Genomic DNA, 12,635 nt, shown 5'->3' on the forward strand with positions numbered 1-12,635 from the left:
GATTATGGTGAATTATATTAAAAAATTGGGTGTATGCTCTAAAAATTAGACTTTTTCGACCGATTTTATTGATTTTTAAATTTATAAAATTCAAAATGGGAACAAGCGAAATCCAAGTTGAATAAGTCCTGTTTTTGTTGAATTTGCCTACTCCGGTGATAAAACAGAACCAGATATAGCGATCACAGTCCTTGATGACAGAGTAGAATCTTTTAAGAGTATCCCGCATCTCTTCAGCTTTGGCAGGGTTTTCGATATGATTCAGAATGGGTTTGTTATATTCATCCCCTATAATCACCACTGGTTTACCGCTATTTGTCTAAAACTTTTGGATCAGTTCCACCAGATAGGATCAGGCATAGTTTACCGCAATCCAGTCTTTATAGGAGACATCCAGCAGTTCATTCCACCAAGGTTGATGGTCCAGGAACCAAGTAAGGGTTTTGCGGATACCCGTTTCAAAGGATTCTTCGGGTATAAATCCAAGATTATTCTTGATCTTTTTGGCATTGATGGCATACCGCCGGTCATGCCCTGCCCTGTCTTTTACGTGGGATATCAAGGAGGCTGGATGATTTGCCTGTGCTGCAGGTGAATTGGCGAATTGTTTAGCCAGGCTTGTATCGTTGGAAAATTTTTTAAGCAGCAGGTCGCAAATCAAATGAACAATATCAATGTTTGCCCATTCATTGGTGCCGCCGATATTATATGTCTGGCCGGGTATGCCCTTTTCCAGTATCAGGTCCACACCCCGGTTGTGGTCGTCTACGTAGAGCCAGTCCCGGATTTGCCTGCCGTCACCGTATATTGGCAGGGGTTTATTAAATAGGACATTGATGATTACAAGGGGGATCAGTTTTTCCGGGAACTGAAAGGGGCCGTAGTTGTTGGAGCAATTACTGATGGTGGTGTTAAGTCCGTAGGTCTCGTGGTATGCCCGGACCAAATGGTCGGAGGATGCCTTGCTGGCAGCATAGGGAGAATTGGGCGCATAGGGGGTTAATTCCGTAAAAGGCGGGTCATCGGGCCCTAATGTGCCATACACTTCGTCGGTTGAAATATGGTGAAATCTATGAGATTTATTGTCGGCATCCAGCCAGATCTTTTTAGCGGCTTTGAGCAGGGTATGGGTGCCAACGATGTTTGTGTTAATGAATTCATCCGGGCCGTGAATGGATCGGTCTACATGGGATTCCGCTGCAAAGTGGACGATTGTGTCGATATTGTGATTTTCCAGGAGAGTCTCCACCAAGGACTGATCTAAAATATTGCCGTGAACAAATTCGAATTTGGGATTCTTTTCAGCTTCTGTCAGGTTAGCTTTGTTGCCGGCATAGGTGAGGGCATCCAGAACCACGATATGGTCTTCGGGATATTTATCGAGCCAGTAATATACAAAGTTGGTGCCGATAAAACCGGCCCCGCCTGTGACGAGAAGGTTTTTCATTTGAGTTCCTGCAGCATGGACCTTAGTTGTTTGCGCCAATGGATTGGGCTTATCTCCAGAGCCTGCCAAAGGGATGTTTTATCCAAAACGCTGTAAAAAGGGCGCCTGGCAGGGGTCGGGTATTGACTTGCCGGGATGGGCGTTATGGGTATTTCTTTTCGGATGAGGTTCAGGTTCAAGGCTTCTTCCTGAATGGCTATGGCAAAGTCGTACCAGGATGCTACGCCGGCATCTGTGAAATGATGTGTTCCGGTCACTTTTTTCTCAATTGTGCCCCATACTGCCCGGGCCAGACCGTTGGCCCAGGTTGGGGTGCCAACCTGCTCATCAATGATGTTCAGCGCAGGTTTTGTATCCATCAATGAAAGCATGCTTTTAACAAAATTGCTGCCATGGGATGAATAAAGCCAGGCTGTTCTGATGATGGTGGCGTTTGTATTAAGGATTTCCCGGACAACCTGTTCTCCTTTTAATTTGGTTTCGCCGTATACGGAAATGGGATCCGGAGTGTCCTGGGGCAGATAGGGTTTGTGGTTCATACCATTGAAGATAAAGTCTGTGGAGATATGAACCAGATGGATTCTATCGCTGCTGCAGATTTCTGCTATTTGTCTGACGGCACCATGATTAAGTTTGTCTGCGTTCTCTTTTTCCTGTTCTGCTTTATCAACAGCGGTATAGGCTGCGGCGTTAACGAGAATGTCCGGCTGCGCCGCTTTAAGGCAGGTGTGGATACTATGAGAATCAAGCAGGTCGATTTCAGGATAATCACATGCCGTCAAGCTGACATTGTCCGGGCATGTCCGCTGCAGCTCCCATCCCAACTGGCCGTTGGCGCCTAAAATCAGAACCTTCATTTGAATACCTCCGCGGATACCAGAGTTATTGCCTGTGCATCTTTTGCGGATAATACCGGCTCTTTGTCCAAAGGCCAGTCAACGGCAATATCAGAATCGTTCCAAAGAATGCTGCGCTCATGTTGTGGGGCGTAGTAGTCCGTACATTTATATGAGAATTCGGCTTCATCACTCATCACATAAAATCCATGGGCGAATCCCGGGGGAACCCAAAGCATATTTTTATTTTCGGCAGAAAGAATTTCACCCACCCATTGGCCAAACCAGGGTGATGATTTGCGGATATCCACCGCCACGTCAAAAACCGTTCCTGATGTCACCCGGACAAGTTTGCCCTGGGGCTGTTTGATCTGATAGTGAAGTCCCCTTAATATACCCTTTGTGGATTTGCTGTGGTTGTCTTGAACAAAATGATAATTGCCGACGTGGGTTTCAAAATCATCCTGACGAAATGTTTCCAAGAAGAAACCTCTGTGGTCTCCAAAAACCTGCGGCTTGATCAAAACAACATCGGGTATGGATAAAGGCGTGTATTTCATTTTATTCTCTTAAAAGATTGAGCAGATATTGGCCGTATCCGTTTTTTTTCATGGGAGCGGCAAGCTGCGCCAGTTGTTCCTTATCGACCAAACCCATTCTGAATGCAATCTCTTCAAGGCAGGCAATTTTTAGGCCCTGGCGGTCTTCAACCACTTTTATAAACTGTCCTGCATCCAGAAGAGACTCATGGGTACCGGTATCCAGCCAGGCAGTGCCGCGGCCGAACAATTCAACAGTCAGGCGCCCCCGGTCAAGGTAGGTTTTATTGACATCTGTGATTTCAAGTTCGCCACGGGCTGACGGTGTGATTTGTTTGGCAATGTTAATGACGTCATTGTCATAAAAATATAACCCGGTTACGGCATAGTTGGATTTGGGATTTGCCGGCTTTTCTTCCAGGCTTGTGACAATGCCGTTTGCATCGAATCCGGCAACGCCGTACCGTTTGGGGTCTTTGACATAATATCCGAAAATTGTGGCCCCCTTATCCTGACCGGAGATAGTCTGAAGCCTGGAGGACAGCCCTTCTCCATAAAATATGTTATCACCCAGTATTAAGGTAACAGGATCATTTTCAATGAATTCTTCACCAATAATAAACGCCTGGGCCAGCCCGTCCGGGGAGGACTGGACGGCATAATCTATGGACAATCCCCATTGGGAGCCGTTGCCAAGCAGGCATTTAAAGTTGTCCAGATCTTTGGGAGTGGTAATGACAAGGACCTCTTTTATCCCTGACAGCATGAGCGTTGACAAGGGATAGTAGATCATGGGTTTATCATAAACAGGCATGAGTTGCTTGCTGACCGAATAAGTCAGAGGATACAGGCGGGTGCCTGATCCGCCTGCGAGTATGATTCCTTTACGCATGGTTTAACTCACTGGGACATATAATATCAGTTTAAAGAAATTCTGCAGGACACTCCCTGTTTTGATATGTTATAATTGTGATTAACGCGTTTTAGTCTCAATTAATTTTCCAAGAAACAGCTATCCGGTACTGGATGAATGGATTCACCCCGCATTTTTATTTAGCCGTATTGTAGCGTTTTTTTACACTTAGGAAGGAGAAAAAGAAAGGCACAGGGCCAAACCTATTAGCAGCACGGGAGTTGATTTAGCCCTGTGTTTGGGGAGTTATTTCAAAGACCTTCTTCTGCTAAACCAAGCCAAGCCAAAAAGGCCAAGGCCGAAAAGGGTGAAGGTAGCGGGTTCTGGAATTTCACTGACTGGCCATTCCGCGCTAGTTGCCCATGTCCCTGCGATGGTGACGCTTGTGTCAGCGTTGGCGACTATAAGATTGGTGATACCGTCGGAGCCAAGATCATTATAACCATCCTCGTCAATAACTCCATCGCCGTTAGAATCCAAACCTGAGTAGTTGTTAGTGTTACTAATGGCGGTCAATGTCGGAGTTCCACTTGTGGATTCAATTACATACAAGGTTCCATTAGTTCCAGTAGTGACCCAATATTCAATTGCATTAACGCTCCCATCGGAATTCAGAGTGACTAATGGATAGCCTTCTGTCCAGGAAAAGGCGTCATCGGAATAGGGTGTTCCGTCTACTGTCAGAGAAATCGTGAACAACGAGTCATAAGCGTTATAACCAGTTACAATAGCATCTAAGCCGTTGTGCATGCTGGGATAACTGTCAGTACCCTGATCAGTGTCAATAGTGAATAAAATAGTAGCGTCGCTGCCATCCGACAAAGAAAAAGAGTTTGAATAATCAATTGTAGTGGCGTTAGCCGTACACGCCAATGACGTTACAAAAAATATGGCTAAAAAAAACTGGCTAATCTTCTTTGATAACATGTGAGATCTCCTGATTTGATTTTAATAGTATTAAATTAACTTGCAGCAATCACAAAGCTGGGGCCGTCGCTGGTCCCACATGTGTGTCGTGACTGCTTGCATACCCCAAGTACGCTTTCTTCGGGCCTGCAACGAACGATCACAACAAGTTTTGGTTCTTCGTAGACTTTCTTTTTCATTGACTTCTCCTTTTTTTAATTAATTTGTCTTAGGATTTTTTCCCAAGATGAATGTATTTGTTACTTAATCTATGTCCGCTTTAGATAAGGAACATAATCAAATTTTTTCCACGCCCTTTGTCTTTCTTTGGCAACTTTGCAAAAATACGGAATGCAGCCGTCCAATTGACCTGTTTCCAGGTCTGCGTGGGCCGGGCACCAAGCGCAGATGTCGTGCAGAGTGCATGTGCCGCAGGTTTCGGTATAATGGCTGCGCACTGAGGTGCGTTTCAGGATCTCAGGGGAGAAATGGTTCCAAGCCTGGGCCAATGTATGAGTTTTAAGATCAAGGGTGCAATTCCGGTTAACAAGAGACGGGCAAAGCTGATATTTACCATCCCATCCGATGGCGCAGGTATTGATGCCTGCCTGACATTTAAACAGTGTGTCCGCATCTTGCTCAATGCTGTTGTCCAGGTTTTTGCAACCTTGCTCCAACGCCTTGTATCGTTGCGGGTCTTTTTTATCCAAAGCAGCGATCTGCTCTGGAGTCAGACGCTGGGACAGAATGGATTTATTTCTATGGGGATCTCTATCGGCTCTCAGCTGAAGGCATGGATCAAATCTGAAGAGGCGGCTGGTTTTTGATCGACAAAAATTTGCGATATCATCAAAGTCCGAGAAATTGGCCTGCATGATTGTGGACTTCAGGGTGACGGGAAGACCCGCAGACAGAAGCCGGTTAATACCCGTCATGGTTGATTCAAATGTGTTTTTTCGGACAACACTCTTATGAATTTCCGGGGTGGTGCCATAGACGGACACCTCAATCTCCCTTGGTGGATACTTTTTAAATAGCCTGATGTGCTCATCTGTTACAAGAGAGGCGTTAGTGAAAACTGAAACAAATACCCCCCGGGTTTTGACGTGGGTATAAATTTCTGAAAAATCGGGGCGCAACAGCGGTTCGCCGCCGCTTAAAAGTATCCACAGGACGCCCAAATCCACAGCCTGGGCCGTTATGGCTTTTATCTCATCCAGGGTCAACTCTTTTTCCAGAGCCTGCCGGTCATGGGCCGGCCGATTGATGTAACAGTGGACGCAGTCGTTGTTGCACCGGGCGGTTAGATCCATAACCATGGAGAGAAGAACTCTTTTTTCTTTGGCCCGTTCCCAGACCGGAAGGCTTGCAATGGATATCTTGTTGTCAGACCTGTACATGATGTACATAACCGGTCAGTTTTTTGATTATCTTTTTGATTACCCTGGCTGCGGGCAAAAACAGATAGTTAAGCAGTCCTGTTTTTGAGGCTCGGGCAATGAATTTGTTTGACCAGGGGACCGGGATAATTTTCCGACCGTTAAATTCAATAGCCTGGACCCGGCCCAGCAGATCTTCCCTGTTGAACCAACCGTCACTTTTCAGATTATTATCGCCTTTTACCTGGTACCGGTTATTTTTACAGGCAACAATTCGGTGGACGACCATTTTCCGGCATTTGTGCATGGCTGCAAGGACGATATCTCCTGTTTCCAAAGTGTGGGACGATTGAAGAACCGCCAGGGTCAGAAGACTGTCGTGACGGATGAAGGGAGCCATACTGAATCCCGGGCACTGGAGCTTGAACCGGTATTTGTCGGACCCGCTGAAAAATGCGGTCATCATGGCGTAGAACTGTTCGCCTGTCGGGTTCAGGATGTCCATTCAACAATAAGTTCCTTTTCGAGCAGTTCGGCGACGAGTTTTTTTACGCCTCGCTCTATCTGATCCATACCGGAATCATACTCTTCGGAAATGGCCGCACAGATCTGACTTATTGATTTTTTTTGCTCAATGCATTTCCAGGCAAGGGCGCCTGTCTCGTTAAAGGAAAACATCGCATCACTGAAATCGGCAATGCCCGATTCAATGGGAACAATGACGATTTCGCCCATGATATCTCTGGAAATTATTTTGTCTGACGGGGCATAAATTTTATCAAGGTCCATTGAACTTATATTCCTTTCATCAGATTGTAGACTTGGCCTGTTTTATCAAACTGCAGGTTCCAGCAGGGAACCTGCCGACAAAGACCGGACAGAAAATCAAGCGCGTTGTCCCACCAGTCGCGGGTTTCAAGGGGCCGAATCATGCAGGCCAACAGCCGCTCAAAGGCATGGCGCTTATCTCCGACAGGGACAATCTGGTTGGTGTTGGCTTTTTCAAGAAAAAAAATGCCTTTTAAAGGGACGGTTTCCGGGGAGATATCAGGAACGTCTCCGTGGCTCCAGGTACCGGAAACAAAATAGTTATCGTCTTTTTTTCGTACGATGTTGCGATCATCACAAAGGATATCTGCTCCTTGCTTCATGATACCGGCCATGGTGGATTTACCGGCGTCCGAGTGGCCTACAAATAAAAGGCCCTGTTTATCTAAGCTTACGCCCAGGGAGTGCATGATACAACCGTTTTTATATGCAAGGATGCGTCCCATGAGAATCTGGTCTGTGGGAAACATGGTCAAACTGGTTAATCCGCCCTTGAGAAATTGTTCTTTCATACTATTATCATTGTAGATATCCAAAAACGAGTGCTCCTTGTCGGTAACAACGGTTCTAAAATAGTTCTCATGGGGAGGGTCAGCTTTGATCCATTGATAAATCCATTGGCCGTCCTGGTGGTAAACAGCCCAAGGTGGTTTCAAATAAACCCGATTTTCAGGCCTTGGTATTGTCTTGCATGTTTCAAACCGATGGTGAAGGACAATATTTTCCTCTAAAGGGCTGTTTATCTCAAAATTTTTAAATTTTGGACTGAGGGTGGTGTTTGAGAATGGCAGATCACTTAACACCTCAATGCTCATGCCTGCAATTTGAAAGAATATCTTATGCACAACTAAAAAAATCCCTATGAAAAAAAAAGAAAAGCTACTGAAAACATAGCTTCGCATTGTCGGTCACATTACTTAGCACCGAAAACCGATCGAATTTATTATATCTTTATATTATTTGATTTTTAAATACAAACTATAGGCGACTCTTTTTGCAGAATATAGAATAGGAAATTTCGCCTGTCAAGGTTAATTAAATTAAAAATTTTGATCTAACATGGGTTTAATATTGAACGAATCATAATTTTTAATTCGTCTATTTAGGAGGGGCCCATTTGATTTTAAATAATGTGAGTTTAAAGCATGACACCCGGTGACATATCCCAAGAAACAGATTGGAATAATATAGCTCCGCCCCGTCACTCACAACAGATAGAAGCGACAATTTTTCTAATACAACTCTTTTGTATGAAAGTATGTGTAACCGACACAGATCTTTCATTTTTTCTTGCAGGGTGAGCTTAGGAGCCGATAAACCCGATCTGCCCATGGCTGCTATATGCAACGGTGAGGACTAAATGAACTCTTTCGGCCTTAATCACTTTAACAAAAAAATATGAGCATATAGTCAGGATGTAAGGTGTTTTTGATTAATTGTCCCTATTACAAAACGACATACTTTCACATCGCAGCTTCATTGCAAATCATGTACCACCCTCTACTATACGATGTTTTCAACGTATCACCCGTTTTAACACCACGATATCGGCGTCATGGTTACGAAATATTCATTACGAGTTACGAAATTTGCACCTTGCTTTTAAAAATAATGCAAGCCCGGTGCCGACCGTCTTCCTCCCGGCTGGTATAGGACCAGCCAAGCTTGTCGCACAACTGCCGGGTCAGCTGCAGACCCAGTCCAAACCCCAGATCCCTGACCGTATCGTCTTCCCCTGGGATATCTCCGAAGTCGGCAGTTGGGCGTGTTCATTCTGTCCCAGCCACAAAAAGGGTCTGGGTCAGGTGCTTCATGGTCAGGCTGGCTCTATCTACGCGGTCTATGATTTTGTTTTTCTGCCGGGTCTGGTGAGCGAGTTTATCTGGATCTGTGTCGGTAATAGCGCACCTTGACTTCCACCTCGTCCGTTGAGCGCTGGAACCGCTGTACCACCTGGCCGGAAAAGGCCTGGAGCACCTGTTCGGCCAGCATGTCCGTACTAAAGCCTAAAGCACGGCCTTGGGGGGTCAATTCCATATAGAGCTGGGGTTGGCCTGGTTCCAGGTTGTCTTCAATGCCGCTCACCGCAGAAATTATGGATGACTGATTTTTCAAAGTCTCTCCTGCCTGGGTGAGGACGGTATCATCACTGGAACGTAGTTCAATACGAAGCGCATCCTTGGTCAGCTGCAGTTTCACAGACCCGGACTGATCTGCTTCGGACAGCACCTGCAGATACTCAATGGCACTGTTTTCGTCATCTTTGGCATGTAGTAGCTCCCGGTCCGCCTCATGTGCCCTTGACTCCAGAAGAGTTAAAGCCGCATGGGTCTGGCCGTAGCTTGCATCATTTTTCATGGTCAGTTCCGCCCGCACCGTATCGCCGGGAATATCCGGGAAAAAACTCATACGCACCATGCCGGTCAGGGGCATGGAAATGACAAAGATAAAAATGCCGACAAACACCACTAACACGGCATACCGGTGGTGAAGGGCGATCTTGATAAGGGGGCCGTAAATGTGTTCGTTCACCAGATTCAGGCTCTGGTCGGTGATTTTCTGCACCCACATCCAGCTACGTTGTATTGGATTTTTTCCAGGGGTCTGGCGCGTGTTAAGATGTGCCAGATGGGAAGGCAGGATTAGTTTTGATTCAATCACCGACAGCACCAGGCAGATGGTAACGACGGTGGCAAACTGGGAGTAGAGCTCACCCATGTGGCCGCTGACCTGGGAAATGGCCTAAAAGACCGCCACTGGCCACTGTGGTCAGCACACCAAACAGGGTGGGAATGGCCACAGCCTGGGCGCCCCGGATGGTGTTTTCAATGGTATCGCCGGCCTTGGAGCGCAGGGTGTAGATGCTTTCGCCGATAACCACGGCATCATCCACCACAATACCTAAAGCCATGATAAAGCCGAACGTTGTGAATTCATTCAAAGAAAGCCCTGCAAAGCTGTTCCCCATGAAATACAGGGTGCCGAAAAAAATAAAGGGCAGGCCCGTGGTAATGACCTGCAAAGCGATGCTGGCATGACCGTTAAAACGGCAAAGCATAGGCGTTTCATCATCAAAGGTATCGTCAATTTTAGCAACATCTCCCAAACGAATCCGGCTGCCGTCCTCAAGGGTGACCAGGGGGATGGCGGCAAACTCCTCTTTCAGGTAGGCCTGTTCCGAAGCTTTGAGCTGCAGATACAGGTTTTTATCCCGCAGCACTGCCGTGCGTGAACTTCCCGATTCATTGTTGATGGCATCTTCCACATCGGACAGGGACAACCCGTAGGACTGAAGCTGGGCCTTGTCAATCTCAACACTGATTATGGGATCAAGGTCGCCGGAGATCTCCACCCGGTTCACATTGGCATTGGCTAAAAGATCATCTTTAAGTTCTTCGGCCAGGGTCTGCAGGATATGGCGGCTCACCTCCACGTAAAGCTGGAGCCATAGGGTATGCTCCTCACGTTCCGCCTTTTCAATGACCAGCTTGTCAGCATCGGTGGGAAAATTGGATAATCTGTGCATTGTAGCTGCCGGTGGACACCGAGGTAACAGACACTTCAGGATGCACGCTTACTTCTTCTTTTTCCGGAACCGGCATATTGGCCTGGGCCTTGATGGCCCCCTGGATATAAAAGACAAGGCCGATCAGAAGACCAACGTCAACCAGAAGAACCACGATCTGGGAAATACGTCTAATCATTATTTTGCTCCAATGCCCAGTGCCAGCCCGAGGGTAACCCGGTTGGCCAGGCGGTCATATGTAAGGTTGTTCAGTTGAATGGCAAGATCAAAGGTCTGGGTCTGGACAGTGAGCAGATCCAGCATGTCCGAAAAGCCCTGGCGATAACTCTTCTGATACTGGACAAGGGAATCTTCGGCCTTGGATAGGGCGGTTTCAATATGAACCTGCTGTTTTTTTAAAGATCGTTCAAGTCCCATGGCGTCTTCAATTTCCTGGACAGCGGTATACAAGGTTTCCCGATACGCCTCAAAGGCCTGAGCGGTTTCCAGATCCGCAATCTCAGCCTTAGCTTTGAGTTGCCCGCCCTGGAACAAAGGCGCCGTGAGCTGTCCCAGAAGTGACCATACCGGACTTGTGAACAGCGCGGAGCCTGGGGTTGAAGCGATATCCTCAAGGGATGCCTCAAGACTGATGCTGGGCAAAAGATCCTTATATGCCACATCCGCATTCAAATCGGCCGATTCAATGGCCAAAAATGCCGCTTTCAGATCCGGCCTGCGCTGCGGGGTCTGCTCGGGAAAATCTGCCAACGGTACGATCACATTGGTATAATCTCCGGACATGGTGATGTCAGCATTGGGATCGCCCAAAAGCCTGGTAAGGGCGCGTTGCTGCTGGGCCAGGGTTTCCTTGTATTTTTCCAGGGTTGCCCTGGCCGAAGCCGTGGCAGTTCTGGCCGTATCCAGATCCTCCAGAGTGCCCAGTCCGCTGCGGTAGCGCTGTCTGGTATAGTTTTCCGTTTTTTCAAGCACATCAATACGCTTCTGCTCAATGGCGATATTTTTCTTTGCCGATGTAAGTTCCAGCCATCCGGTCATGATCTCTGCTGCCAAGGTATCCCGAGCGGATTGATACAGCATCTGCTGTTCTTGGACATCCTTTGAGGCGGCTTTGGCACTGTCCGCCAGCTTGCGCCATAAATCCAGTTCCCAGCTCACCGTGGCGGTTCCCGTGTACACATCGTCCTGGTCCTCTTCCCTGAGTGCTGAATGGCCTGCGGACACCTCGGGCAGTCGCGCGCCTTGAGCCTTACGATATTCAGCCTGACGAATTTTTAAGGTTAAAAGAGTCTGTGCAAGACCGGGATTGGCAGCCAGGCCCTTTTCCACCAGGCTGTCAAGTTCATCGGATTGAATCAAATCCCCCAAGATGGTGATGGGCTGTGCGCCGTCAAGATTGCTCCATTGTGCAATTTTCGCTTGTTCCTGCACAACCTTGACCCCATAATCCGGATTTGAACTGGATACACAGGCCGAAAGGGTGAACAGGCTAAGCAGCACAAGTTGTATGCATGCCGATTTAAGTGTCATCTTAACTATTCTCCATGTCATTTTTTCACCACGATTTTTCAAAACATATCGTGATGGTATAATAAGGATATAACTGACGGGAGGTTAAGACGGGGTTAACACGGAAAGATTATTTTTGCAGATGCGATTACAACACACCGCACCTGCAAATTTATGAGTTACTGGGGACCTTGAAAGTAGGAAAACTACATTTTAGCCGGGCTGATTGAATTTCTCGTAACTGACCTGATCATATAAAAGCGTGCTCGCATCATGCCCATCCATTTCATTTGCAGGATGGCCGATACCGATAACCGCCTGCACCTGGATATGTTCGGGCAAATCAAGAATATTTGAAATATAATCCGAGGCCGAAGAGCCGTCGTCACGGCTGCGCAGACGCATCTGTGCCCAGCAGGAGCCAAGACCTAAATCCGCCGCAGCCAGATGAATAATAATGGCGGCAATGGAGGCATCCTCAATCCAGACATCGCTTTTGGATGTGTCGGCACATACGACGATGGCCAACGGCGCATTTTTTAAAAACGCAGCGCCATGGGATTTAGCCTGGGACAATTGTTCGAGGCGTGCCTTGTCCTTAACCACCACAAACTGCCATGGATTAAAGCCCCGGGAACTTGGAGACCGAAGTGCGGCTTCGATCAGCATATCGCACTGTTCATCACTTACGGGTTTATCCTTAAACTGCCGGATACTTCTTCTTTTACGCAATAATTCAATAAACATGTTTA

The 12,635-nt window shown here is 47.1% G+C and carries 15 protein-coding genes; all 15 read right to left on the reverse strand.

Annotated features, from left to right (window positions below; translation table 11 throughout):
- On the reverse strand, positions 1-298 hold a 298-nt coding region (locus B147_RS32935; protein WP_245569028.1), incomplete at its 3' end, for an AAA family ATPase.
- A 54-nt stretch (positions 299-352) separates the two neighbouring features.
- Positions 353-1,447 (reverse strand): dTDP-glucose 4,6-dehydratase, encoded by a 1,095-nt coding sequence (rfbB, locus tag B147_RS0115325; protein WP_020588079.1) that lies wholly within the window; start codon positions 1,445-1,447, stop codon positions 353-355.
- Entirely contained in the window at positions 1,444-2,304 is an 861-nt protein-coding gene (rfbD, locus tag B147_RS0115330; protein WP_020588080.1) for a dTDP-4-dehydrorhamnose reductase, read from the reverse strand. The genes rfbB and rfbD overlap by 4 nt, the downstream gene beginning before the upstream one ends.
- Positions 2,301-2,843, reverse strand: coding sequence for a dTDP-4-dehydrorhamnose 3,5-epimerase (gene rfbC / locus B147_RS0115335; protein ID WP_020588081.1), 543 nt, complete (start codon positions 2,841-2,843; stop codon positions 2,301-2,303). Before rfbC ends, rfbD begins: the two co-directional genes overlap by 4 nt.
- 1 nt (position 2,844) lies before the next feature.
- Positions 2,845-3,714, reverse strand: coding sequence for a glucose-1-phosphate thymidylyltransferase RfbA (gene rfbA / locus B147_RS0115340; protein WP_020588082.1), 870 nt, complete (start codon positions 3,712-3,714; stop codon positions 2,845-2,847).
- Positions 3,715-3,981: 267 nt separating this feature from the next.
- Positions 3,982-4,662 carry a PEP-CTERM sorting domain-containing protein gene (locus B147_RS0115345; RefSeq protein ID WP_020588083.1) on the reverse strand — a complete coding sequence of 227 codons (681 nt, stop codon included), beginning with the start codon at positions 4,660-4,662 and terminating at the stop codon, positions 3,982-3,984.
- Between the two features lie 248 nt (positions 4,663-4,910).
- On the reverse strand, positions 4,911-6,041 hold the full coding sequence (locus B147_RS0115355; protein ID WP_157237908.1) for a radical SAM protein: 1,131 nt from the start codon (positions 6,039-6,041) through the stop codon (positions 4,911-4,913).
- Entirely contained in the window at positions 6,028-6,525 is a 498-nt protein-coding gene (locus B147_RS0115360) for a S24/S26 family peptidase (RefSeq protein WP_020588086.1), read from the reverse strand. Before B147_RS0115360 ends, B147_RS0115355 begins: the two co-directional genes overlap by 14 nt.
- Entirely contained in the window at positions 6,513-6,809 is a 297-nt protein-coding gene (locus B147_RS0115365; RefSeq protein ID WP_020588087.1) for a PqqD family protein, read from the reverse strand. Before B147_RS0115365 ends, B147_RS0115360 begins: the two co-directional genes overlap by 13 nt.
- A 5-nt stretch (positions 6,810-6,814) precedes the next feature.
- Entirely contained in the window at positions 6,815-7,693 is an 879-nt protein-coding gene (locus B147_RS0115370) for a hypothetical protein (protein ID WP_157237909.1), read from the reverse strand.
- 1,033 nt (positions 7,694-8,726) lie between these two features.
- Entirely contained in the window at positions 8,727-9,566 is an 840-nt protein-coding gene (locus B147_RS33185; RefSeq protein ID WP_026259683.1) for an efflux RND transporter permease subunit, read from the reverse strand.
- Positions 9,559-10,374: an efflux RND transporter permease subunit gene (locus B147_RS33190; RefSeq protein WP_026259684.1), complete on the reverse strand. Its 816-nt coding sequence runs from the start codon at positions 10,372-10,374 to the stop codon at positions 9,559-9,561. The genes B147_RS33185 and B147_RS33190 overlap by 8 nt, the downstream gene beginning before the upstream one ends.
- Positions 10,340-10,552: a hypothetical protein gene (locus B147_RS30435; RefSeq protein ID WP_020588089.1), complete on the reverse strand. Its 213-nt coding sequence runs from the start codon at positions 10,550-10,552 to the stop codon at positions 10,340-10,342. Before B147_RS30435 ends, B147_RS33190 begins: the two co-directional genes overlap by 35 nt.
- Positions 10,552-11,904, reverse strand: a complete 1,353-nt coding sequence (locus B147_RS0115390; protein WP_020588090.1) for a TolC family protein — start codon at positions 11,902-11,904, stop codon at positions 10,552-10,554. The genes B147_RS30435 and B147_RS0115390 overlap by 1 nt, the downstream gene beginning before the upstream one ends.
- Before the next feature lie 192 nt (positions 11,905-12,096).
- Complete coding sequence (locus tag B147_RS0115395) at positions 12,097-12,630, reverse strand: nitroreductase family protein (protein ID WP_020588091.1); 534 nt, start codon at positions 12,628-12,630, stop codon at positions 12,097-12,099.
- Positions 12,631-12,635: the final 5 nt, after the last annotated feature.

It is taken from the genome of Desulfobacter curvatus DSM 3379 (genome assembly GCF_000373985.1).
In the GTDB taxonomy this organism is placed as follows: Bacteria; Desulfobacterota; Desulfobacteria; order Desulfobacterales; family Desulfobacteraceae; genus Desulfobacter; species Desulfobacter curvatus.